Source organism: Nonomuraea sp. B10E15 (assembly GCF_039871615.1).
Classification (GTDB): Bacteria; Actinomycetota; Actinomycetes; order Streptosporangiales; family Streptosporangiaceae; genus Nonomuraea.
This window is the reverse complement of record NZ_JBDPMB010000018.1, coordinates 91966-115625: the sequence shown is the minus strand read 5'-3', so window position 1 is coordinate 115625 and position 23660 is coordinate 91966. Positions and strand designations below refer to the sequence as shown.

Annotated in this window: 25 protein-coding genes; 5 read left to right on the top strand and 20 right to left on the bottom strand. The window is 70.3% G+C overall.

Translation table 11 applies throughout. From position 1 onward, the window contains the following. The first annotated feature begins 1 nt into the window (after position 1). Together ABGB14_RS36470 and ABGB14_RS36465 are read left to right on the top strand one after the other, a co-directional pair. Positions 2-1354: an O-antigen ligase family protein gene (locus ABGB14_RS36470; protein ID WP_347648404.1), complete on the top strand. Its 1353-nt coding sequence runs from the start codon at positions 2-4 to the stop codon at positions 1352-1354. A gap of 22 nt (positions 1355-1376) precedes the next feature. Further along, entirely contained in the window at positions 1377-2411 is a 1035-nt protein-coding gene (locus ABGB14_RS36465) for a hypothetical protein (protein ID WP_347648403.1), read from the top strand. On the opposite strand, the gene ABGB14_RS36460 is transcribed toward ABGB14_RS36465, so the two are convergent. The 7 genes from ABGB14_RS36460 to ABGB14_RS36430 are packed head-to-tail and all read right to left on the bottom strand — an operon-like array spanning position 2388 to position 9265. Continuing rightward, on the bottom strand, positions 2388-3812 hold the full coding sequence (locus ABGB14_RS36460; protein WP_347648402.1) for an oligosaccharide flippase family protein: 1425 nt from the start codon (positions 3810-3812) through the stop codon (positions 2388-2390). The genes ABGB14_RS36465 and ABGB14_RS36460 overlap by 24 nt on opposite strands. 13 nt (positions 3813-3825) lie before the next feature. Then, positions 3826-4710 carry a glycosyltransferase gene (locus tag ABGB14_RS36455; RefSeq protein WP_347648401.1) on the bottom strand — a complete coding sequence of 295 codons (885 nt, stop codon included), beginning with the start codon at positions 4708-4710 and terminating at the stop codon, positions 3826-3828. Continuing rightward, complete coding sequence (locus ABGB14_RS36450; protein ID WP_347648400.1) at positions 4703-5734, bottom strand: SDR family oxidoreductase; 1032 nt, start codon at positions 5732-5734, stop codon at positions 4703-4705. Before ABGB14_RS36450 ends, ABGB14_RS36455 begins: the two co-directional genes overlap by 8 nt. A gap of 2 nt (positions 5735-5736) precedes the next feature. Further along, entirely contained in the window at positions 5737-6387 is a 651-nt protein-coding gene (locus tag ABGB14_RS36445; protein WP_347648399.1) for a PIG-L family deacetylase, read from the bottom strand. Continuing rightward, positions 6384-7160, bottom strand: a complete 777-nt coding sequence (locus ABGB14_RS36440; RefSeq protein WP_347648398.1) for a glucose-1-phosphate cytidylyltransferase — start codon at positions 7158-7160, stop codon at positions 6384-6386. Before ABGB14_RS36440 ends, ABGB14_RS36445 begins: the two co-directional genes overlap by 4 nt. Then, positions 7157-8365, bottom strand: coding sequence for a class I SAM-dependent methyltransferase (locus ABGB14_RS36435; protein ID WP_347648397.1), 1209 nt, complete (start codon positions 8363-8365; stop codon positions 7157-7159). Before ABGB14_RS36435 ends, ABGB14_RS36440 begins: the two co-directional genes overlap by 4 nt. After that, on the bottom strand, positions 8366-9265 hold the full coding sequence (locus tag ABGB14_RS36430; RefSeq protein WP_347648396.1) for a hypothetical protein: 900 nt from the start codon (positions 9263-9265) through the stop codon (positions 8366-8368). Between the two features lie 76 nt (positions 9266-9341). On the opposite strand from ABGB14_RS36430, the gene rfbC reads away from it, so the two are divergent. Then, positions 9342-9920: a dTDP-4-dehydrorhamnose 3,5-epimerase gene (gene rfbC / locus ABGB14_RS36425; RefSeq protein ID WP_347648395.1), complete on the top strand. Its 579-nt coding sequence runs from the start codon at positions 9342-9344 to the stop codon at positions 9918-9920. Here the strand turns inward: rfbC and rfbD are convergent. The 13 genes from rfbD to ABGB14_RS36360 all read right to left on the bottom strand — a co-directional run bounded on the left by rfbD (position 9902) and on the right by ABGB14_RS36360 (position 20715). After that, positions 9902-10759: a dTDP-4-dehydrorhamnose reductase gene (gene rfbD / locus ABGB14_RS36420; RefSeq protein WP_347648394.1), complete on the bottom strand. Its 858-nt coding sequence runs from the start codon at positions 10757-10759 to the stop codon at positions 9902-9904. The two genes, rfbC and rfbD, sit on opposite strands and share 19 nt — an antisense overlap. Positions 10760-10770: 11 nt before the next feature. Continuing rightward, positions 10771-11694 (bottom strand): dTDP-glucose 4,6-dehydratase, encoded by a 924-nt coding sequence (gene rfbB, locus ABGB14_RS36415; RefSeq protein ID WP_347648393.1) that lies wholly within the window; start codon positions 11692-11694, stop codon positions 10771-10773. Beyond that, positions 11691-12758 carry a glucose-1-phosphate thymidylyltransferase gene (locus tag ABGB14_RS36410; protein ID WP_347648392.1) on the bottom strand — a complete coding sequence of 356 codons (1068 nt, stop codon included), beginning with the start codon at positions 12756-12758 and terminating at the stop codon, positions 11691-11693. Before ABGB14_RS36410 ends, rfbB begins: the two co-directional genes overlap by 4 nt. Positions 12759-12760: 2 nt before the next feature. Continuing rightward, positions 12761-14215, bottom strand: coding sequence for a sugar transferase (locus ABGB14_RS36405; protein WP_347648391.1), 1455 nt, complete (start codon positions 14213-14215; stop codon positions 12761-12763). A 248-nt stretch (positions 14216-14463) separates the two neighbouring features. After that, entirely contained in the window at positions 14464-14814 is a 351-nt protein-coding gene (locus tag ABGB14_RS36400; protein WP_347648390.1) for a hypothetical protein, read from the bottom strand. A gap of 94 nt (positions 14815-14908) precedes the next feature. Continuing rightward, positions 14909-15538: a GntR family transcriptional regulator gene (locus tag ABGB14_RS36395; protein WP_347648389.1), complete on the bottom strand. Its 630-nt coding sequence runs from the start codon at positions 15536-15538 to the stop codon at positions 14909-14911. Beyond that, a complete protein-coding gene (locus ABGB14_RS36390; RefSeq protein WP_347648388.1) occupies positions 15535-16407 on the bottom strand; it encodes an EamA family transporter in 873 nt (290 codons plus the stop codon). The genes ABGB14_RS36395 and ABGB14_RS36390 overlap by 4 nt, the downstream gene beginning before the upstream one ends. 29 nt (positions 16408-16436) lie before the next feature. Next, complete coding sequence (locus ABGB14_RS36385; protein ID WP_347648387.1) at positions 16437-16814, bottom strand: hypothetical protein; 378 nt, start codon at positions 16812-16814, stop codon at positions 16437-16439. A gap of 61 nt (positions 16815-16875) precedes the next feature. Next, positions 16876-17370 (bottom strand): GNAT family protein, encoded by a 495-nt coding sequence (locus ABGB14_RS36380; protein WP_347648386.1) that lies wholly within the window; start codon positions 17368-17370, stop codon positions 16876-16878. A gap of 11 nt (positions 17371-17381) precedes the next feature. Next, complete coding sequence (locus ABGB14_RS36375; protein ID WP_347648385.1) at positions 17382-17753, bottom strand: MmcQ/YjbR family DNA-binding protein; 372 nt, start codon at positions 17751-17753, stop codon at positions 17382-17384. A gap of 78 nt (positions 17754-17831) precedes the next feature. Next, positions 17832-18251, bottom strand: coding sequence for a VOC family protein (locus ABGB14_RS36370; protein ID WP_347648384.1), 420 nt, complete (start codon positions 18249-18251; stop codon positions 17832-17834). Between the two features lie 385 nt (positions 18252-18636). Beyond that, positions 18637-19407 carry a class I SAM-dependent methyltransferase gene (locus ABGB14_RS36365; protein WP_347648383.1) on the bottom strand — a complete coding sequence of 257 codons (771 nt, stop codon included), beginning with the start codon at positions 19405-19407 and terminating at the stop codon, positions 18637-18639. Positions 19408-19530: 123 nt separating this feature from the next. Continuing rightward, complete coding sequence (locus tag ABGB14_RS36360) at positions 19531-20715, bottom strand: cytochrome P450 (RefSeq protein ID WP_347648382.1); 1185 nt, start codon at positions 20713-20715, stop codon at positions 19531-19533. 103 nt (positions 20716-20818) lie between these two features. Here ABGB14_RS36360 and ABGB14_RS36355 point away from each other — a divergent pair, with 103 nt between their 5' ends. Both ABGB14_RS36355 and ABGB14_RS36350 read left to right on the top strand, forming a co-directional pair. Further along, a complete protein-coding gene (locus ABGB14_RS36355) occupies positions 20819-21451 on the top strand; it encodes a helix-turn-helix domain-containing protein (RefSeq protein WP_347648381.1) in 633 nt (210 codons plus the stop codon). 248 nt (positions 21452-21699) lie between these two features. Continuing rightward, on the top strand, positions 21700-23631 hold the full coding sequence (locus ABGB14_RS36350; RefSeq protein WP_347648380.1) for a cellulose binding domain-containing protein: 1932 nt from the start codon (positions 21700-21702) through the stop codon (positions 23629-23631). The last annotated feature ends 29 nt before the right edge of the window (positions 23632-23660 follow it).

The window sequence follows — 23660 nt, the reverse complement described above, 5'->3', positions numbered from 1 at the left end:
CGTGACTACGACGGTCCTTCCACCGGTCACGGCGGACTCCGGGCGCCCGCTCAAGGACGCGACGGTGCTGCTGTGCACGTACGTGCTGGTGCTGTGCGCCCTGCCGGCCAAGCTGGTGCTACAGGGCATCCCGCTCGACCTGGCACCGACGATGCTCTTCGGTCTCGGCATCGGCGTCCTGTGGTTCTGCGCCCAGCAGGTGGACACCCTCGGCGTGGCCAAGGGGCGCAACGTCGTGCGTACCGTCCTGTTCTGCTACGCCATCACGCAACTGCTGACCTACGGCGCGGCCACCTACTCCGGTCTGCCGGCCGACGAGCTCAAGGCCACCGACCGCACGCTCATCACGCTCTTCTCGGTCATCGCCGCCGGCCTGGCGGCAGTGGACGGGCTGCGCACCCGCAAGGGCGTGGAACTCGTTCTCAAGTGCATGGTGGTGGGCGCGACGTTCATGTCGTTCGTCGGCATCCTGCAGTCGCGGCTCGGGGTCGACCTCACCGACTTCCTGACCCTGCCGGGGCTGCGCTCGGTCTCCACCGAAGAGACCATCCTGGAGCGATCCATCTTCCGCCGGCCGTCCGGGACCGCGGGCCACCCCATCGAGTACGGCGTGATGTGCGCCTTCACCGCGCCGCTCGCCCTCTACTTCGCCTTCCGTGCCAACCGCCGCAAGGAGCCCAGGCAGTGGCTGTGGTGGTGCTGCTTCGCCATGATCAGCGGCGGCATCATGTTCTCGCTGTCCCGCTCGGCCATCCTGGGCGCGGCGGTCGCCGGGCTGGTGCTGTTCTACTCCTGGTCATGGCGGGTGCGGGTCAGGATGGCCATCGCCGCGGGCGTCTTCCTGGTCATCATGCGCATCCTGGTGCCCGGCCTGGTCGGCACCCTGATCGCGCTGTTCTCCAACTTCAGCCAGGACAACAGCATCAAGGGCCGTCTGGTCGACTACGCGCCGACCTCCCTGCGCATCGAGCGCTACCCGTGGCTGGGCCACGGCGTGGGCACCAACCTGCCGCTGAAGTACGGCTGGCTGGACAACCAGTACATGATGACCTTGCTGGACAACGGGATCGTCGGGCTGTTCGCGCTGGTGGCGGTCTTCCTGTCGGGCATCTACGCGGCCCTGCGGGTGCGCTCCCTCACCGGCGACCCCGAGCTGCGCGACCTGGCGATGACGCTGGTCGCCTGCCTGTCGGTGCCCACGGTCGCGGCGATCACCTTCGACATGCTCGCGTACGCGTTGATCACGGGCCTGGTCTTCCTCACGGTGGGCGCGTGCGGCGCCCTGCTCCGGCACCAGCGCGAACCGGTCGGCTCCGCGCGTGCCGCCGGATCGTCGGCGAGAATCGAAACCTGACCTCTCGAAGGACGGATCACCCATGCCCTCACCCAGCAAGCGGCGCTCGGGCGTGGCCTTACGCCTGGCCGTCGGCGTGGCCGTGCTGAGCGCGGGCGTGGCCGTGGTGAGCGCGGGCGTGCTCGCCGTGAACAGCACCGGCCGTTCCTCCGACGGAGGCTCGCCGCCCGCCGCCGGCGAGCACAGCGCCCCGCCGCGCACCAGCCCCTCCCCCGCCGGCAGCCCTTCCTCCACGCCTGCCAGCAGCCCGGCCACGCCCTCCGGGGGGCGGGCCTGTCCCCCGCCGCCGGAATATCCGACTCCCGAGTGCACCGGCGTGCCGCCGGGCAAGGAGCTCAAGAAGGCCGAGGGCGACTTCGTCGCCGACAAGGACGGCCAGGTGATCGACGGCCTGCACATCACCGGCAACCTGCTCGTCGAGGGCGAGGACGTCGTGATCCGCGACAGCTGGATCGAGGGCTGGGTCGACAACAGCCGTAACGGTCCCCGCGGGAAGGGCTCGTTCGCCATCACCGACTCGACGGTGGGCCGGCCCGACTCCTGCGAGGCGGGGACCGGTGTCAGCGAGTCGGAGTTCACAGCCACCCGGGTGAAGGTCGTCGGCCACGGCGACGCGTTCGGAACAGGCGGCGACAACGTGCTGATCCAGGACTCCTACGCGCTGCTGTGCGGTGAGGAGGAGTGGCACTCCGACGGCTTCCAGGCCTACCGGGGCGGCCGCGACATCGTCATCCGCCACAACACCTTCGACCAGCGCCAGGTGCCCGCCTCCGGGGTCACCGCGCCGATCTTCATCTCCGACGGCTCGCCCGAGGCCACCGTCGTGGACAACCTGCTCATCGGCGGCAGCTCCACCATCCGCGTGCACAAGGGCGGCGACAGGTGGAAGTACATCGTCACCGGCAACCGGGTCGTCCTGGACGCCTGGCTCTACAGTCCCGTGGACAGCTCGTGCTCGGCCATCTCCGCCTGGGCCGACAACCGGCTCGTACGGATCGACGCGGCCTACCGGGTCACCTGGCTGGGCCCCGAGCTACCGTGCGTCGATGGCGGTTAGCCTCTTGACCTGCCGGTAGACCAGCAACAGCGCACCGGCGATCAGCACGCCACCGCCCAGCATCGCCACCAGCTCGTTGGGCGCGACGGTCACCAGCCCCAACAGCAGCAGCGCCAGCACCGCCGAGATCGACACGGGCAGCACCAGCGTGCGCAGCAGCGCGCCCAGCCGCGCCCCTGCCTTGCGGGCGCACCACAGGTGCACGGGAACGGCCCAGCCGAAGCCCACGGCCGCCTGCGCCCACCCGATGCCCTCGAAGCCCCACACGTGCGCGCCGATCGCCGAGGCGGGCACCAGCACCAGCAGCCAGGCGAGCTGCGGCAGCACCGAGATCAGCATGGAGTTGGCCGCGATGAGCAGGTGGAAGACCAGCTCGGCGACGATCCTGGCGACGTTGGCCAGCGCCAGCCCGGCCAGCATGGTGGCCGCGGCCAGCCACTGGTGGCCGTAGACGACCTGCACGATCGGCTCGGCCAGTACGGCGAGGCCGGTGCCGCAGATGAGCACGGCCCCGGCCGCCACGCCGATCACCGTGCCCGCGGTGGTGCCGAAGTCGCCGTCACCCTCGCGAGCACGGGCGAAGGTGGGCAGCGCCACCCGTTCCAGGGTCTTGGAGATGATCTGGATCGGCCAGTTGGCCACGTTGTTGGCGATGAAGAACAGGCCGATGGCGGCCTCGCCGAGGAAGCGGCCGGTGACCGCCTGGGCGGTGCCCTGCAGCGCGATGAGCAGGACCGAGGACCCGGCCATGGCCAGCCCGACGCGCGCCACCTCGCCGCTGTGGCGGCGGTCGAAGCCGAAGACCGGCCAGCAGCCCGACAACGCCATCAGCAGCACGTTCACGAACGCCCCCGCGGTGACGTGCCCGATCGCCAGCGACCAAGGCCCGAACCCGGTCATGGCCAGGGTGAAGGTGAGCGTGACGTTGACCACCAGCCCGGCCGCGTCCGCCTTCAGCCGTTTGCCCTGGCGGAACTCCCTGGCCAGCACCGAGGCGGGCACCGAGGCGAAGCCGTTGATCAGGATGTTCAGCGACATGAGCTGGAGCACGCCGGTGGCGTTCGGGCTGCCCAGCGCCCAGGCCAGGGTGCCGGAGCCGAAGTAGGCCAGGATCGTGCAGATCAACCCGCCGCCCACGGACATCGTCCAGGCGGTCGGGATCATCGGCTTGACCTCGCCCTCCCGGCGGATCAGCGCGTTGCCCACACCGAGATCGTTGATCACCATCAGGAAGAGCTGGACCAGCAGCGCCGTGGCGTAGATGCCGAACTCCTCCGGCGTCAGGATGCGCGCCAGCACGATGCCCAGAGTGAAGGTGACCAGCCGGGACAGGACCGTGTTGATCAGGCTGAACGCGAGGCCCCGTTTGAACTTGCCGCCCAGCTCCGCCGTTGCCGCCATCGCGTCCCGTCTTTCAGTGCCGCCTCCGTAGGACATCCAGTCCGGCGTGGGCGACGTTACGTGCCATGGGGATGGTGTTGCGCCACACCCACGGCCACAGCGAGGCGTAGCCGCGCACCCGCTCCCCCCGCGTCAGCGGCGCCTGGTTGACACCGCGCAGCAGAAAGACGCCCTCCTCGACGTTGGGCAGGTAGAAGCGGCGCTCGGTGCCCTGCTCCCGCATGCGGTAGGCGCGCGCGTCGACGACCTCACTCATGCGCTGGGTGTGCTGACGGTGGCGCAGCAGCGGCTCGTCCACCGCCACGAACGACCCCAGGAGGGCCAGCTCGACGATCGTCACCCGGTCGCTGCCCTTGAAGGGCGCCTGCGGACGCACCCGCTCCATTGCCGAGCGCCGGATCAGGCCGTAGAGCTGGAGGTTCTCCTCCGGGTCCGCGAGCTTGGCGCGCATGCGTACGACCGGCGACGGATGGTCGGTTCTGATGGAGTTACGCCAGACGCGCAGCACGTCGCCGTCCTCGTCGATCTCCTCGGCCGCGGAGAAGGCAAGCACCGCGCCGGGTTCCGCGCGCAGCGCGGCGACCAGCTTGGCCAGCCGGTCGGGGTGGTATTCGTCGTCGGAGGAGGCGAAGGAGAAGAACTCGCCCCGCGTCTCCTTGATCAGGCGGTTGTGGTTGCCCAGCACGCCGATGTTGCGCTCGCGGCGGACGTACTTCACCCGCGGGTCCTTGCGCGCCAGCTCGCGGCAGATCTCCTCGGTGCCGTCGGTGGAGCAGTTGTCGCCGATGACCAGCTCGAAGTCGGTCTCGCTCTGCGCCATGAGGCTGTCGAGGGATCTGGTGAGGTACGGCTCGCCGTTGTAGACCGGCAGGCCGATGCCGATCAGCGGCTCAGACATGCCCCACCGGCCTCAGGTCGGCGCCGACGCTGCCTTCGGCCTGGCGGGCCGCGATGCGGGCCAGCCGGGCGAAGCTCCGTTCGAAGGCCGGCGTGGTCAGGCCATGCGTGGCGTAGGCCGCGGCCAGCTCGGCCGCGCCCGCCTCGACGCTCCAGGCGCAGTCGAAGCCCGGCAGCACGGCCCTGATCCTGGAGAAGTCCACCCGGTAGGAGCGGGGGTCGCCGCCGGTCTCGCCGGTGACCAGCAGCCGTGCGCCGGGCACCGCGGCGGCCACGTGCTCGGCGATCTGCGAAACCCGCAGGTTGTTGCGCTCGGTGCCGACGTTGAAGGCCGTGGCGTGGACCGCTTCGCGCGGCGCGGCGAGCACGGCGGCGAAGGCTGCGGCGATGTCGAGCGCGTGCACCAGAGGCCGCCACGGGGTACCGTCCGAGAGCACCTTCACCACCCCGGCCAGCAGCGCGTGGCCGACGAGGTTGTTGAGCACGATGTCGGCCCGCAGCCTGGGCGAGAACCCGAACGCCGTCGCGTTGCGCATGAACACCGGCGAGAAGTCGTCGTCCGCCAGCTTGGCCAGGTCGTCCTCCACCCTGACCTTCGACTCCGCGTACGGCGTCACGGGCCGCAGCGGCGCGTCCTCGTTCACCAGGTCGTCGCCACCGGAAGCGCCGTAGACCGAGCAGGTGGACGCGTAGACGAACCTGCGCACGCCGGCATCCCTGGCCAGCCGGGCCAGCCGCACGGAGGCGTGGTGGTTGATGTCGTAGGTCAGCTCGGGGGCCAGCGAACCGAGCGGGTCGTTCGACAGCGCGGCGAGGTGTGCCACCGCGTCGACGCCGTCGAGCATCTCGGCACTCACGTCCCGCAGGTCGACCGCGTAGCCGGGCGGATCATGAGGCGCCGGCCCGAGCACGCGGTCGGCGAACAGCCCGGAGTCGAGGCCGACGACGTCGTGCCCCGCGGCGGACAGCACGGGAGCCATCACGCTGCCCAGGTAACCCTGGTGCCCGGTCAGTAGGATCCGCACAGTCAGTCTCCAGCCAGATCGATGGTCAGTTTGGTCACGTGGAACGCCTCGGCGTACCTGGCGTTGCACTCGACGCCGCGGATGCGCGCGAGCCCGAGGAAGGCCTCCCTGTCGTACCAGGGGCGGTGCCGTTGCGAGTGGTAGTGCTCCTGAAGCAACCTCACCTTGGTCTCGGCCATGTCGTCGTCGAGCGGCTGGTAGACCGAAGGGCGCCCGAGGTCGCCGTCCCACTTGACGATCTCGTAGCCCAGCGCCAGGTGATCCCGCCACACTGTCGGAACGAGCCGGGCCAGCCCTTGATGGTCCTGGTGGGCGTCGCCGGTCCAGGGGGCGAGGATCAGGCCGGGCCGGGTCCTGGCGCGCAGGCCCTCCAGGGCGTTCTTGGCCTCGTCCCAGTGCGCCGGCAGCCGCCCGTCGGGCACCTTGAGCACGGTGAGGCTGAGGTCGGCGCCAGGGCAGAAGGCCGCCAGCGCCGCCCATTCCTCCGCCTCCCGCTCGGTGCCGCCGCCGGACAACACCAGCGCGTCCACCCGCAGCCCCGGGCGGTTGCGGCAGATCGTCCGCAGGGTCGCACCGGCGCCGATGGCGATGTCGTCGCAGTGCGCGCCGAGCGCGACGACCGCGTCCAGCTGCGCGGGGCGCAGACCGATCATGCTTCCCACAGCGCCCAGGGCCGCTCGCCTCTCGCCCAGGAACGGTCCAGCTCCAGGCGCTGGTTGACGGTGTCGCTCGGCCGCCAGTAACCGCGATGGGGGTAGGCCAGCAGGCGGCCCCTCTTGGCCAGTTCGGCGCAGCCGTCGGCCACCAGGTCGCCGTTCTCCGGGATGTGCTCGAAGATCTCCTGGCGGAGCACGAAGAAGCCGCCGTTGACCCAGAGCGGCATCGTGCTGACAGGCGTGATGCCGCCGACGAGCCCGCCCTCGCTGACGTCGACGACGTGGAAGGTGTTGGTCGGCGGCACCACCATCATCGACGCGCCCGCGTTCGAGGCGGCGAAGCGGTCGATGATGTCGGGCAGCGGGGCGTCGGTGAGGACGTCCGCGTAGTTGGCCAGGAACATCTCGTCCGTGCCGAGGTACGGTCGCACCCTGCGTAAGCGCTCGCCGATCGGCGCGTCGAGCCCGGTGTCGATCAGCGACACCTGCCAGTCCGAGATGTCGGTGGACAGCAGCTCGACGTGCCCGTTGCGCATGATGAAGTCGTTCGACCCTGTCTCCTGGTACGTCAGGAAGAACTCCTTGATGTGCTGGGCCCCGTAGCCGAGGCACAGGACGAACTCCTTGTGCCCGAAGTGCGCGTAATAGCGCATGACATGCCAGACCAGCGGGCGGGGGCCGACGAGTTGCATCGGCTTGGGCATGTCCCCGCCGGGCGCGCCGCTGCGCATCCGGGTGCCGCGCCCGCCGCAGAAGAGCACGACTTTCATGCGACGACCTCCAGACTCGGAATCGGGAAGACCAGAGCGCCTCCCCACTCACGGACGTACGCGAGCTGCTCCACCAGCTCATCCCGCAGGTTCCACGGCAGCACCAGCACGTAGTCGGGCCGGTCCTCGGCGATCCGCTCGGGCGCGCGGATCGGGATCCGCGACCCGGGCGTGAACCGGCCGTGTTTGTACGGATTGCGGTCCACGGTGTACGCGAGCAGGTCGGGCCGGATCCCGCAGTGGTTGAGCAGGGTGTTGCCCTTGCCGGGAGCGCCGTATCCGACGACGGTCCTGCCCGCGTCGGCCGCGTCGATGAGAAACCTCAGCAGGTCGCGCCGCACCTTGGCCACCCGCGCCGCGAAGTCCTCGTACCCGGACGACTCGTGCAGCCCGGCAGCCTTCTCCCTGGCCAGCACGTCGACCACCCGCGGCGACACGGGCCCTTCCGCCGCCCGCGCCCACAGCCTGATCGACCCGCCGTGTGTCGGCAGCAGATCGACGTCGACGAGATGCAGACCGCCGCTCGCCAGCGCCCGCTGCGCCGAGGCGACCGTGTAGTACTGGAAGTGCTCGTGGTAGATCGTGTCGAACTGGTTGAGCTCCATCAGCGTCAGCAGGTGCTGCACCTCGACGGAGACCCGGCCGTCATCCGCCACGAGCGCCCGCAGGCCCTTCGTGAAGCCGACGATGTCGGGGATGTGCGCGTACACGTTGTTGGCCACCACCAGATCGGCCGGCCCGTGCTCGGCGCGCACCCGCCGCCCGACCTCCGGCGTGAGGAATGCGGTGAGCGTCGGCACCCCCTTGGCGGCCGCCGCCTTCCCGACATTGGCGGACGGCTCGATGCCCAGGCAGCGCACCCCTCGCTCCACCACGTGCTGGAGCAGGTAGCCGTCGTTGCTGGCCACCTCCACCACGAAGTCGCCCGGCCGCGGTCCCGCCTGGTCCACGAACCGGCGCGCGTGCTCAACCCAGGAGGTCGAGAACGAGGAGAAGTAGGCGTACTCGGTGAACGTCTCTTCCGGCGTGATCAGCGGCGGCAGCTGGGCCAGCCGGCAGCGGGTGCAGACCCGCAGGTGCAGCGGGTAGGTGGGCTCGGGCTCGTCGAGCTGCTCCACGGTCAGGAACAGCTCGCACGGCGGAGTCGCGCCGAGGTCCACGACCCCGGCAAGCTCATGTGAGCCGCACAGTCGGCAGGTGTTCATTCAGCTCGCTCCGGCAAGGGCCGCGCTCTCGTACTCCAGCGCGAGATCTTCGGGCATGGGGGCCAGATCGTTACAGCGGACGAAGTCCCGCAGCGTCGTGCCCGTGCACCGGGCGTCCACGTTCGGCGCGCCGCGCCGGGCGCGAACATCGTCGAGATGCACGGTGCGGAAGTCGATGCTGAACCTGGTCCTGCCCGAGGTGTTCGGCACGGTTGAGTGCAGTTGGGCTCCGGAGAACATGAGCGTCCCGCCGGCCTCCGGCACCACGCGCACCTGCGGCTCCAGATCGATCGGCTGCTCGGGCCGCGGCTGGACGCGGGTGTCACTACGGATGTGCGCAGCCGCGGACTGCCTGCTGGTGCGGTTCCACTCGGCGTAGTCGTACACCCTGCTGCTGTTGCGCACCGGCTGGTCGAAGTAGCGCGGGTGGAAGGCCATGACGTTCTCGGGCACCACGCCGTAGATCGGGATCCACCAGTTGACCTGGCTGAACGGCGCCGAATACCAGCAGTCCCGGTGCGGGTGGAAGGCGTAGGAGATGCCGGAGACCAGATAGTCGTTGGAGGTGGAGGTGCGCATCCTGGGCACGTCGAAATAGGTCCGCCCGAGGTCGCAGCCGCGCTCCTCGATGACGGCGGGCAGCAGTTCCTTGCACCGGGGGTGGTGGATGAAGCGGGGCTTGAGCCCGGCCAGCACCTCGGCGAAGGCCTCGACCGGCATCTCGTGCTGCGCCGTCTCCGGGTCCAGCCCGCCGAAGGCCTCCGAGATCAGCTCCCTGGCGAAGCCGATCAGCTCCGTCGTGGCCGGCGAGGCCGCGTACACGAACACCTCGCCCTGGTAGAGGAGCTCGCGCCGCCTCTCGTCGCTCGCATCGCTGTTGGAGAAGACCGCAGTCATCATGGGGTATTCCTCCTGATCGGCTGGCATAGGGGATGAAGAGTTACCTTGCGGTGGAGTGCTCTGTCATGCTGCGCTCATGGAGCGCCTCTCGATCGACGGAGCGTGGGTGTACACGCCGCGCGTCCACACCGACCCCCGTGGCTCTTTCCTCGAGGCGTTCCGCGCGGCCGACCTGCCGCGGCCGTTCGACCTCGCCCAGGTCAACTGCTCGGTGTCCGGCCGCGGGGTGCTGCGGGGCGTGCACTTCGCCGACGTGCCGCCCGGCCAGGCGAAGTACGTGATGTGCGTGTCGGGCAGCGTCCTCGACGTGGTCGCCGACCTGCGGGCGGGCTCGCCCACGTTCGGCCGCTGGGAGGCGCGGACGCTCGACGACCGCACGCGGCGGGGCATGCTCGTCGCCGAAGGGCTCGGGCACGCGTTCATGGCGCTCAGCGAGCAGGCCACGGTGGTCTACCTGTGCTCGCAGCCGTACGCGCCGGGCCGGGAGCACGGCGTCCACCCGCTCGACCCGGCGCTCGCGATCGGCTGGCCGCCCGAGGTGGAGCCCGTGCTGTCGGAGAAGGACGCCGCGGCTCCCTCGCTCGACGAGGCGCTCGCGGCCGGGCTGCTGCCGGACTATCGCGCGTGCCAGGAGTTCTACGCCACGTTGCATTGAGGCCCCGCATTCGCGGCGATGACCGGCCAGGCCGCGTGCAGCGCCGCCCGCCAGTGGCGCAGCGGCTCAGCTCTGGTGCAGGCCAGCACGCTGCTGGCCGGACGCCGGGCGGGGCGCGGGCAGTCGGCGCTGGTCACCGGCCGCACCCTCCCGGGGTCCGCGCCGAGGAGCGTGAAGACCTCCTTGGCCAGGCCGTACCACGTCGTCTCGCCCGAGCATGCGCCGTGGTAGACGCCCGGCGGCAGGTCCGACTGCGCCAGCCGTACGAGGAAGTCGGCCAGATCGGCCGCCCACGTCGGCTGCCCGCGCTGGTCGTCGACCACGTCCACGAACGGCCGCTCACCGGCCAGCCTGATCATGGTCCGGACGAAGTCGGTACCTGCCGCGCCGTACAACCAGGCGGTCCGCACGACGTAATGGCCGTGCTCCAGCGCCGCGCGCTCCCCCGCCAGCTTGGTGCGCCCGTAGGCGTTCACGGGCCCGGTGGCCGCGTCCTCGCGGTACGGCGCCGCGCTCGCGCCGTCGAAGACGTAGTCGGTCGACACGTGCACCAGCCGCGACCCGGCCTGGTCGCACGCCTCGGCCAGCCAGCGCACCGCGTGCCCGTTGATCGCCAGCGCCTCCGCCTCGCGCGACTCGGCCGCGTCCACGGCGGTCCACCCCGCGCAGTTGATCACCGCTCGGGGGCGGTAGGCGCACACGAAGTCGCGCACCGCGCGCCGGTCGCGCAGGTCCAGCTCGCTGCGGGCGAGCGCCACCACCGGGTCGCCGGTCAGCGCCGTACGGTCGAGCACGTCGGTGGCCAGCATGCCGCCCGCGCCCGTGATGAGCCATCTCATGACGCCTCCTGTCAAGCCGCCCACCAGCCCCGGTGCTCGGCATACCAGCGCACGGTGTCCTTCAGCCCCTGCTCGAACGGGATCTCCGGCCGGTAGCCCAGGGCGCGCAGCTTCGCGTCGTCGAGCGAGTACCGGCGGTCGTGGCCCTTGCGGTCCTCGACGTGCTCGACCAGGTCCCAGTCCCGGCCGCAGGCCTCCAGCAGGCGGCCGGTCAGCTCCAGGTTGGTCAGCTCGGCCGTGCCCGCGACGTGGTAGACCTCGCCGGGCTCGCCCTTGTCCATCACCAGGCGGATGCCCGCGCAGTGGTCCTGGACGTGGATCCAGTCGCGCACGTTGCCGCCGTCGCCGTACAGCGGGACGGTCGCGCCGCGCAGCAGCCGCGTGACGAACAGCGGGATGATCTTCTCGGGATACTGGCGGGGCCCGTAGTTGTTGCCGCACCGGGTGATCGAGACGTCCATCCCGTGGGTGATCGCGTAGGAGCGGGCGATCAGGTCGGCGCCCGCCTTGGAGGCCGCGTACGGCGAGCGCGGCGCCAGCGGCGCGTCCTCGGTCCAGGAGCCCGACTCGATGGTGCCGTACACCTCGTCGGTCGACACCTGCACCATCTTGGCCACCCCCGCCTCCAGGCACGCCTGCAGCAGCGTCTGCGTGCCCAGCACGTTGGTGCGCACGAACTCGGCCGCCCCCTCGATCGACCGGTCCACGTGGGACTCGGCGGCGAAGTTCACCACCACGTCGTGGCCGGGCACGACCTCGGCCAGCAGGCCGGCGTCGCAGACGTCGCCGTGCACGAACGTGTGCCGCACGCCGTCGAGGTTGGCCCGGCTTCCCGCGTACGTGAGCTTGTCCAGCACGGTCACGTCCGCTGCGTCGAGGCCGTGCACGAAGTGGGAGCCGATGAACCCCGCGCCACCCGTCACCAGAACTCTCATGAACTGATCTGCACCTTGCTGTGATCGCCCAGTACGAAACGGTGGGCTCTGGGGGTGTGGGGCGCGGGGGTGACCTCGACGTCGTGGCCGATCAGCGACCACTCGATCCGGCCCACTCCCGCGATGGATGCCCTGGGCAACACGATCGAGTACTCGATCTCGCTGCCGGTGATCGTGCACGACGCGCCGATGGAGGTGAACGGGCCGACGTAGCTGTCGCGGATCCGCGCGCCGCCGCCGATGATCGCCGGGCCGACCACCCGCGAGCGCTCGACCACCGCGCCCGGCTCGACCACGACCCGGCCCACCAGGTCGCTGGCCGCGTCCACGTGGCCGCTCACGCGCGGCTCCACCGACTCCAGGACCAGCCGGTTGACCTCCAGCATGTCGGTGACGTTGCCGGTGTCCTTCCAGTAGCCGGTGATCACCGATGACTCCACCCGCAGCCCTGCCTCGATGAGCCACTGGATGGCGTCGGTGATCTCCAGCTCGCCCCGCCACGACGGTTTCAGCTCCGCCACCGCCGCGTGCACCGCCGGGCTGAACAGGTAGACGCCGACCAGCGCCAGATCGCTCTTGGGACGCGCGGGTTTCTCCTCCAGGCCGACGACCCGCCCCGCGCCGTCGAGCTCGGCCACGCCGAACTGGCGCGGATCGCCGACCTCGGTGAGCATGATCTGGGCGGCCGGCCGCTCGCGGACGAACCGGGCGACCAGGTCGGTGATGCCGCCCACGATGAAGTTGTCGCCGAGATACATGACGAAGTCGTCGTCGCCGAGGAAGTCGCGGGCGATCAGCACGCCGTGGGCCAGCCCGAGCGGCGCCTCCTGCCGCAGGTACGTCACCTGCAGCCCGAACGCCGACCCGTCGCCCACGGCCGCCTCGATCTCGGCCTGGGTGTCGCCGACCACCATGCCGAGCTCGGTGATCCCCGCCGCCGCGATCGCCTCCAGGCCGTAGAACAGGACCGGTTTGCCGGCGACCGGCACGAGTTGCTTGGCCGAGGTGTGCGTGATGGGCCGCAGCCGTGTGCCCGACCCTCCGGCGAGCACGAGTGCTTTCACAGCTAGTAAGCCCCTTCTCCACGGGTGACGACGGACCAGGTCTTCCAGAGAATCTGCAGGTCGAGGATGAGCGACCAATTCTCCACATACCGCAGGTCGAGGCGTACGGACTCCTCCCATGTCAGGTCGGAGCGGCCGCTGACCTGCCAGAGCCCGGTCATGCCCGGTTTGACCACCAGGCGGCGGCGGACGTCGGTCCCGTACTTGCCGACCTCTTCCGGCAGCGGCGGGCGGGGGCCGACGAGGGACATCTCGCCGCGGATGACGTTGAGCAGCTGGGGCAGCTCGTCGAGCGAGTACCGGCGCAGGAAGGCGCCTACCCGGGTGATCCTTGGATCGTTCCTCATCTTGAAGAGCACTCCGTCGAACTCGTTCGCGTCGAGGAGTACACGTTTGCGCTGCTCCGCATCCACCACCATCGTACGAAATTTCACGACGCGGAATTCTTCGCCGCCTTTGCCGACCCTGACCTGGAAGAACAGCGCGGGCCCCGGGCTCGTCAGCCGGATCACCAGCGCGATCGCCAGCAGCGGCAGGGCGAGCAGCAGCAGCGCGCTCCCGGCCACGAGCCGGTCGAACACGCTCTTGACGAGTTGCTTCGTGCCGTCGAACTCCGGATGCTCCACGTGCAGCAGCGGCATCCCGGCCACCGGCCTGATGCTGATGCGCGGCCCGGCCACGTCGAGGAGCGCGGGCGCGACGAAGAGGTCGGTACGCGCGGTCTCCAGGCTCCAGGCCAGCCTGCGCAGCGCCGCCCCGTCCAACTCCGGGCAGGCCAGGACGGCCACGGCGTCGGCCTTCTCGCGCTCCACGACGTTCGCCACGTCGCCGAACGAGCCCAGCACCGGAACACCGTCCAGGTCGACGTCCATTCCGCCCTCGGGAAGGCACGCCCCCACCACGCGCATTCCGTGATAGGGCTGGCGCCTGAACTGCATCACGAGGTCGAGAATCGACTCCCGGTGCCCGACCGCGACCACCTGCCGCATGTACTCGCCCACCGCTCTTCTCCGGTGAAGACGTTTACGCATGCGATAGCGGAAATAGAGCGTGGCGAGCAGCGCGAGCGGCAACATCGCCATGACGAAACTGCGCGCGATCGTGGTCTGCGTGGCGTAGGCCATGATGGCGACCGTGGCCATCAGCCCGGCGCCACCGTTGAAGACGGCCTTGAACTCGTCGGTGCCCTCTCCGTTGGCGCGCTGGCGGTAGGCGCCGCCCATCATGAGCGCGACGGGCCAGGAGACGACGAGGCCGAATCCCAGCAGGTACTCGGCCGGCGGAACGTACACACCGGCGACGAGCCGGACGCCCAGCACGCAGACGCACGCGAGCAGCACGCACATCGTGTCGCCGGATAACAGGAGCCGCAGGTACGCCCGCGTCCAGATGCTCGACGCACGACGTGGTACGGCCTCGAGGAGCACGACAGCGGACTCCCCAGTCCCCACCCTCATAACACCACCTGATACTCGATGCACCGCTGTTGACGTTCCTTGCACCACACGGGTTGACAAGTCCCTCGAACAATCAAGGGCGGCGGCCCCCACTAAAGATTAAAGATCGATTCAGGCGTGGGGAATAACGGCATATGTCCACAACCGGACGATTGTTGAGCTGCATGAGGGCTTGACGGAACGGTCCAGAAGTGGCAGTGAACGAGGAAATACGGCGACAAATTCGTGAATCGTTCAGCCGGGTTGCGCTAGTCGTACTCCAGGTCCGGCAGCGCCGACGGCGGATCCGGGCTGCGCCACACGACCACCACCCCGTCACGCGTGGAGTCGGCGGCCAGGGTGAGCCGGTCGAGGTCGAAGTCCGGCAGGTAGCGCAGGCGGGCGAGAAAGCCGGCGTCCGTGGCGGAACGCGGCACGACGCAACCCTCGCCGTCGCGGTCGAGCAGGATGTAGAGGACGTCCGCGCCGGCTTCCGTGACGACACGGACCTCGACGACGTCCTCCCAGGCGAGAGCCTCGACGCTACCGTCAGCATAGTGACGGGTGACGCCTTCTTCCGTGACGTACACGTAGGAGTCCGGCATCGGATTGCCGTGCATGGGCGCGATTCTTGCGAGTTCAGGGGTGGTCCCGCAAGGGTTCGTACGCAATGAAGGGCGTTTGCCGGGCACGCTTTCGGCGCCCCGGGACACCTCAGCGGTGGCGGCCGCCCCACGAGTGGCTGAGATGCGCCGCCACCGCCGCCCGCGCCGCGTCCTGCGGCCCTTCGGCGATCGCGTCGAGCAGCTCGCGGTGCTCGCGCACCAGCACCTCCCTGTCCTCGTAGACCTCGCGCAGCCGGACCAGCCCGAGCCTGGTCTCGGCGGCCAGGGCGCCGTAGAGGCGTTCGAGCCGAGGGCTTCCCACCGCCTCGATCAGCGCCTCGTGCAGCGCCATGTGCTCGGCCACGCTCTCCGACCACGCCGCCGTGGCCGGGAGCGCGGCCATCCGGTGCAGGGCCGCGTCGGCCTCCGGCACCCGCCGCCCGGCCACCGCCTGGGCCATCAGGTCCTCGAGCGGCCGCCGGACGTACATGAGATCGTCGAGATCGGAGAGCGTCACTTCCGGGACGTAGGCGCTGCGGTTGCGCTCGCGCCTGAGCAGGCCCTCGTGCACCAGCGTCGCCAGCGCCTCCCGCACGGTCGGCCTGGCCACGCCGTAGGACGCGGCGATCTCCTGTTCGGGCAGCGGGGTGCCGGGCGCGATCTCGCCGGAGAGCACCCTGCTGCGCAGGGCGTCGGCGAGCGCGCCCACTGTGGAGACGGGTCTGAGCGGCAACGTCACGGCTGCGACTCTAACGCCCTTTCCGGCCTTCTTTCCGGTACGGCCACCGCGACGAGGCTCAGGGCCAGCAGGACGAGCCCGGCGACCGACACCGGGGCCAGCCGCTCGCCCAGCACGACCAGGCCGAGCAGCGCCGCGACGGCCGGCTCGGCCAGCGCCAGCGTGGCGGCCGTGGCCACGGGGGTGGTGCGCAGCCCTCGGCCGTACAGGAAGTAGGACAGGGCGGTGGTGCCGAGCCCGAGATAGAGCACGGCGGCCAGCCCGCGCGGCTCCCCCAGCCAGGAGACCCCGTTCGCCATCAGGATCGGCAACATGATCACCGCCGACCCGCCGAACATCACCCCCATCACGGCGTCCGGCCTGACCCCCCGGCCGATCTCGCGGGCCGCCATGACGGTGTAGAAGGCGTACAGCAACCCGCCCAGCAGCGCGAACAGCACCCCCGACACCACCTCCCCACCCGCCTGCGCCCCGCCGCCGGCGATCAGCGCGGCGGACCCGCAGATGGCCGCCGTGGTCGCGACGGTCCAGCGCCCGCTCGGCCTGCGGCCGTGCAGGAACCAGGAGAGCAGCCCGGTGAAGACGGGCCCGCTGCCGATCGCGACCACCGTCCCGATGGCCACGCCGGTGCGGCCGACCGCGGCGAAGAAACAGAGCTGGTAGGCGGCCACCGCGGCGGCGGCCGGCAGGAGCCCGGGCCTGAACGCGCTTCTGAGACCGGCTCCGGCGTAGAGGGCGAGCGCCGTGCCCCCGATGACGAGCCGCGCGGCGGCCAGCGCCACGGAGTCGGCGGAGACGAGCAGCCCGGCCGTGCCCGCCGTGCCCCAGAGCACGGACGCGCCGACGACGGCGAGCGGTCCCTTCCTCATGCTCGCCATTGTGCCTTACTGTCTGACAATCAGACAACTTCGTCGAGGAGTCGGTCGATCAGCCGTCCCGCCGGGGCCGCCACCTCCCCCGCGTAGTCGTCGAGCACGGCGAGAGCGTCGGAGACGCCGGGCAGGCTCCTGCGCGGCAGGTCGAGCAGGGACTCGCCCTCCGCCGTGATCGTGCCCGCCACCTGGAAGGCGCCGCCCGAGGCGGCGATGGACACCTCGAACCGCACCTCGCGGCCGTCGGGCAGGATGAAGGTGGCGCCGGTCCTGGCGCCCGCGGGAGGGAAGAAGTAGGAGAAGCGCTCGCTTCTCACGAAGGGATGGCGTAACTCCGCGAGAATCCCCGACGCCCGGCTCAGGGCCGCCAGCAGCCCGGCCGCCGCCAGACTCTCGCTGTCCACCCGCACAGGGTAGATCAGCGCGCCGGTCGGTGACCAGGCACTCCCTCCGGAACCCAACGCCTCAGCGGTCGGTCGCCAGCCGGGCGTGCCGCTCGACGTCGTAGCGCACTCCCTCGTGGCAGAGCTTGCCCCGCTCGATCCCCTCGGGCCGGAAGCCCGCCTTGGTGGCGACCCGGCACGACGCCGGATTGTTCGTGCGGTGCTCCAGCCCCAGCCGGTGGAGGCCACGCTCGCCGAACGCCCATCGGGCCAGCTCGTCGGTGGCCGCCGCCGCGATGCCCCGCCCGCGGTAGGCGGGCACGACCCAGTAGGAGACCCAGCCGTTGCCGCGGGCGTCGATGCCGGCGACCGCGACGTTGCCCACGACCTGCTCGCCCACCGTCACGGCGAAGGCGTGACCGGCCCCCGGCCAGGCGGCGATCCAGCCCATGGCGTCCTGGAGGGTGACGACGGGCCACGGCGCCTGGTGCCGCAGATCGGGGGACTGGAAGGCGCGCAGCACGGCCGGGGCGTCGTCGGCGCGCCACTCCCGCAGCCGCATGTTCACATGGGTCACGCTGCCCGAGATTACCCAGACTGCACCTGTTGCCCGATTTGGTGGGTGGCTTCGAAATCGTCCACCAGCTGCTTCGGCGCGGTCAGGCACCACGCCTCGGCCACCAGCTCGAACAGCTCGTCAGAGTCGATCTTGTCGAGGTGGACCACCACCCAGCCGAACCGCCCTGCCGTGAACTGCACCTCGAACACCTCGGGCCGCTCGGCCACGAGGGCGATCTGCTCCTCGATCGTGGCCTTGAGCCCGACGGTCTCGGTCGCCTCCCACAGGTAGCCGAAGCCCTTGTCACGCACCTTGAGCCCGATCCACTCGCCACCGTGGCTCATCCGGACCTCGGGCAGCTCGTTCAGCAGCTCGAGGAACTCATCGACGCTCACACCCATGCCCGACTGTGTACCAGACGCGGCCGACACTTCCCGGGCTCCGGCGGACGCACCGTGCCGGCCGCGCCCCCGAAACGATCAATCGTAATAGCGGACTTCCAGCACGTTCCCATCGGGATCAGGAAAGTAAATCGCCTCGGGAGCGATGCCCTGGGCGCCGAAGATGTTGGTCGCGGTGCCGGAGATCTCCACTCCGTGCTGTTTCAACCGGACCTGGAGGGCGTCGAAATCCTCCTTGGCCACGGACAGACAAAAATGGTTGATCGGATGCCCGGAACTGCCCTTCACCCCCGTGTGCTCGTCGACCCCTTTTAAGGCGTCGTACGCGATGAGATCGAGGATCGTCCCAGCCGAGATCCGCACGCTGGGAAAGGCCGCCTTTCCATCGCGAAACTCCTCCGTCCGCACCCCGGGCAGCCCGAGCACCTGCTCGTAGAAATGCAGGGACCTGCGCTGGTCGGCAACCCAGCAGACGAGATGGTCAAGGCGCACATCCATGAAAACCTCCTGCTCCAATATCTGCCGCCCGCCGCTCCTTGTCCACCTGCAGAACCACCCGCCAACGAATTTCCGCCTCCGCGAAACACGTGGTTAACGTCAAGTTAGCGGTGATGACCTGCACGGTTGAGCCGGCCGCGACATTCCTGCCCGCAATGAGGATGTGATGGAGATCATCGCCATCGGGACCAATAATAGACGCAGGGTTTCGGATTCATCATGACGGGACGGCAGGTGGCCGCCCGTCACGGACCTGCACGAGTCCGGCAGAGTCGATCAGCGCGCCCGCCGCCCGGCCATGGTCATGGCGTCACCCGTCCGGGTCTCCTCCCCGGCATGACCGTCCTCCACAAGAGGCGCCCGCACCGCGAGAGGATCCGCCCTTTCACGGCCGGCCGGGCGGGAGGCGGTAGACGGACACGTGCGAACGTGACTCCGCGGTGAACTCGGCTCCGGCCCAGTCGGCGTGCCTGGACTCCAGCTCGAACCCGGCCAGCTGGGCCATGAGGTCGAGCTCGGCCGGCCAGATGTAGCGGTGCGGGCTGCGGAACAGCTCGGCCTGCCTGCCCTCGTCGAAGGTGAAGTGGTGCGACACGACCAGCTGCCGCAGGACGTCGTAGGTGTCGAGGCCGACGTAGCCGGGCTCGGCGGTGAAGACCGTCGCCGGCTGGCCCGGTGGCAGCTTGCGCAGCTCGGGCACCCACAACTCGATCACGAACCGGCCGCCGGGCTCGAGGTGGCGGGCGGCGTTGCGGAAGCACGCGACCTGTTCGGCCTGGGAGAGCAGGTTGGAGATCGTGTTGAAGACGAGATAGACGAGGGAGTACGGCCCAGGGGCCGAGGCGGTCGCCATGTCGCCGGCGACCACCGGGATCGTCGCCTCGTCCACCTTCGTACGCAGCTGCTCGATCATCGGCCTCGACAGCTCGACGCCGGTGACCGGCACCCCACGCTCGGCGAGCGGCACGGCCACGCGGCCGGTCCCGATGGCGAACTCGAGCGCCCGCCCGCCGCCCGCGAGCTCGGCGAGGCGGCTCACGGTCGGCTCCAGCACCTCGGGCGCGAACATGCCGGTGCCCGGCGTGTCATAGCGCCGAGCAGCCTCGGCGTCCCAGATGCGCTCCTGAGCGAACTCCGGCCCCGCCGCTCCCGTCATGCCGTACGCCCCATCCCGCTCGTGTCCGTGACAATGTGCTCAGGCGGTCAACAGTAGGCAGCCCGCGAGCCCGGCGTCGAACGGATTTCCGCCGGGCCGCGGCACCCGCCCGGCAGGGCGCTCTCAGGCGGGATCGAAGGCCACCGGCAGCCGGTGCACCCCGTAGATGGCCATGTCGGTCTTCATCGCGAGCTCCTCCTCGGGCACGGCGAGGCGCAGGCCGGGGAATCGGCGGAACAGCGCCGCGTACGCGACCCGCATCTCGATCCTGGCCAGCTGCTGGCCGAGGCACTGGTGCACCCCGTGACCGAAGCTCACGTGGCCGGTGGCCTGCCTGGCCAGGTCGAGGGTGTCGGGGTCGCCGAACTGTCCGGGGTCGCGGTTCGCCATCGGGATGGAGATCACCACCGTCTGCCCCTTCCTGACGGTCATGCCCTCCAGTTCGACGTCCTCCAGCGCGGTGCGCTGCGCGCCGAACTGGATGATCGACAGGTACCGGAGCAGTTCCTCGACCGCGCCGTCGATCAGCGTGGGGTCGGCGCGCAGGGCGGCGAGCTGGTCAGGATGGCGCAGCAGGGCGTAGGTGCCGAGGGAGAGCATGTTGGCGGTCGTCTCGTGCCCGGCGATGAGCAGCACCAGCCCGACGCCGGTGAGCTCCTCGTCGGTCAGGTCGCTGCCGGTGACGAGCGCGCTGAGCAGATCATCCCCGGGGTCGGCGCGCTTGGCCGCGACCAGCCGGCGGAAATAGCCGTAGAGGTGGTTCATGGCGGCCATGTACTCCTCCTTGGGCGTGCCCAGGCGGACCATCGTCTCCGTGGTGCCCTGGAACTCCGACCGGTCGGCGTACGGCACGCCGAGCAGTTCGCAGATCACCAGCGAGGGGATCGGCAGAGCGAAGTGCTGGACCAGGTCGGCCGGGGAGCCCGCCCGCTCCATCGCGTCCAGGCACTCGTCGGCGATCTGCTGGATCCGCGGGGTCAGCCCGTTGAGCCGGCGCACGGTGAAGTGGGCGGTCAGCAGCCTGCGGTAGCGGGTGTGGTCGGGCGGGTCGAGGCGCAGGAACATCCCAGGCAGCATCGGCGCGCCGGGGTCCTCGCCGAGTGCGTGTTCGAAGGGCAGGTGACGCAGGTCCTGCCGGGCACTGAAGCGCTGGTCGGCCAGCACGGCACGGGCGAGATCGCGACTGGTCGTCACCCAGCCGATGTGACCGTCGGGGAAGCTCAGCGGGTGCAGCGGTCCCTGGGCGGCGAGGTCGCGAAGCGGGGCGGGCGGGTCGAAGGGGTGCTCCCGCGCGGTGGGCAGTTGCATGGGTCGTGTACCAGGCCCGGCGGCCATACGACCTCCTCCTTAGTAGAGAGTCTCTACTTTTAGATAATACATACCTTCATACGCTGTCTACTATGCTGAGCGCATGGCGGAGCAGATGGGCTTGCGGGAGCGCAAGAGACGGCGCACCCGGCAGACCCTGGTGCACACAGGGCTGCGGCTGTTCGCGGAGCGGGGATACGACCAGACCACCGTGGCCGACATCTGCGCGGCCGCCGAGCTGTCGCCCGCCACGTTCTACAAGCACTTCCCCGCGAAAGAGGACCTCGCCTTCGCCGACTATCCCGAGCGGGTCGACGCCATACGCACGCTGACCTCGGCGCCCCATCCGGGAGAGTCGCTGGAGAGCCTGCTGCGGCGGGCCTTCGCCATGGTGCTGGAACCGGGACGGTGGAGCGTCGACGCCGACGAGGACCTGGTCGTGATCCGCACGCGTCTGGCCCTCACCGTTCCCGCGCTGCGGGCGATCGCGCTGCGCTGGATCTTCGACCTCCAGCACGAGTGGGCGAAGGCGCTGCGGGAGGTGTTCCCCGACCTGGACGACGTCACCGCGCACGCCGTCGTGGGAGCCATGGTGGGAGCGCTCGCGAGCGCCGGCCGGGCCTCCATCGAGAACGGGCGGCACGGAGCCGCCCTGATCGAGGACGTCACCCGCGCCCTCGACGTCGCCATGACCGGGCTCCCCCGCCACTTCGCGGCCGCGAAGCAGGACGCCTGACCGCCCGCTGGACCGAAACTTTCGGAGCCCGGCCCAGGCGGACGCGGGCCTTCCAAACGGCGTAGTTTCATCGCCCCGCCACCGCCAACGCCTGGTCACAAGGCGTCTCCCCCGCCCTGTTCCGAAAAATTTCCATGAACCGTTGACATGTTTCGGAGCAATTCCCACACTGATCAGCGGCTGGACGCGCGCGCTGAACGATCGATCGGCGATCGTCGCCCGCACCCCCGTGCGGAAGGAGAGCCACAGTGATCAGATGCTCGGGCCGCTCGACGATGCATACGGCGGCCGTCGCGCTGGTGGCGGCGGCACTCTGGGCCGCCGGAGCGGAGACAGCGGCGCTCGCTGCGGCCCCCACTGCGGCCGTCACTGCGGCCGTCACTGCGGCTCCCGCCGCGGCCCCCGCCGTGTCTTTCGCGGCCGGCGTCGAGGACGAGGGCGCCGGCTGCGCGGTGACCGGCCTGCCCGGCGAAGGATCGTTGCCGTCCGACTCCCGGCTCCCCGACCCCTTCAGGAAGCTGGACGGCACGCGCATCACCGCCAGGTCCGACTGGCGGTGCCGGCGGGCGGAGATCAAGAAGCTGGCGGAACGATTCGTCTACGGCGAGAAGCCCGCGAAGCCGGCGAGCGTCACGGGCACGGTCTCCAGCACCGGCATCACGGTGAACGTCAACCACAACGGCAGGAGCACCGGCTTCTCCGCCGGTGTCTCGCTGCCGAGCGGTTCCGGGCCGTTCCCCGCGGTCGTGGTGCTGGGAGGCTTCGGCGCCGACACGGCCGCCATCAGGGCCGCGGGGGCGGCGGTCATCACTTACGACCCGTACGCGGTCGGCAGGGAGGGCACACCGCGCAACAACAAGCAGGGCGCGTTCTACGACGTCTACGGCTCGTCGAGCAGCACCGGACTGCTGGTCGCCTGGGCCTGGGGCGTGAGCCGCATCATCGACGTCATCGAGCAGTCGGGCGGCGGCATCCTGCGAGCGGATGCCACCGGCGTCACCGGATGCTCGCGGTTCGGCAAGGGCGCCTTCGTGGTGGGCGCGTTCGACCAGCGCATCGCGTTGACCATGCCGATCGAGTCGGGCAGCGCGGGCGTGCCCATCTTCCGCGGCATCCCCGGGGAGGGCGCCCAGAGCCTGAGCAGCGCGTACGGCGAGCAACCATGGCTGGGCGACGCGTTCGGCTCCTTCACCGGCAACCCGAACCGGCTGCCTGTGGACACGCACGAAACAGTGGCCATGATCGCCCCGCGCGGGCTCTTCATCATGGACAACCCCCACATCACCAACCTGGGTCCCAGGTCGGCCAGCGTGGCGGCCCTCGGCGGGGCGGAGGTGTACAAAGCGCTCGGCGCCGGAGACAACATCACTTACTGGTCCGACGTCCAGGACGGCAGCCACTGCGCCAACCGGTCGGAGTGGCGGACCCCGCTGCAGCAGCACATCCAGAAGTTCCTCCTCAAGACGGGCAACGCACCCGGCGCGATGAGGATCTCGTCCAGGGCGCAGGGCAACCTGGCCGAGTGGCGAGACTGGCAGACGCCGTCCCTCGGCGACGGTTCCGGCGACACCTCCCCGCCGACCGCCCCGACCGGCCTCACGGCCTCGGGCACCACGTCCACCGGCACGAGCCTGACCTGGACGGCGTCGACGGACGACCAGGGCGTCACCGGCTACGACATCCTGCGCGCCCCCGGCGCGAGCGGCGGCACGTTCGCCCAGGTCGCCACCTCGGCCACGACCTCGTACGGCGACACGGGCCTGACCCCCGACACCACCTACCGCTACCAGGTCAGGGCCAGGGACGCCGCGGGCAACACCTCGCCGGTCTCGACCACCGCGCAGATCACCACCCGGCCCGGCACGTCCACCGGAGGCTGCACCGCCGAGGCCACCGTCCAGACCCAGTGGGGCACCGGGTACGTCATCCAGCCGCTCACCGTCACCAACACCGGCACGACGACGATCACCGGCTGGACCGTCACCTTCACCCTGCCGGCCGGGCACACGCTGACCGGCTCGTGGAACGGCGCCACCACCGTCAGCGGGCAGACCGTGACCATCAGGAACGCCGGCCACAACGGCACCCTCGCCCCCGGGGCCAGCGCCGGCGGCGTCGGCTTCCAGGCGAGCCGCCCGAACGGCGACACCGCCCTCCCCTCCGGCTACACCTGCGCCTGACGCCTGAAGCCCCGGAGGCCGTTGTCCGG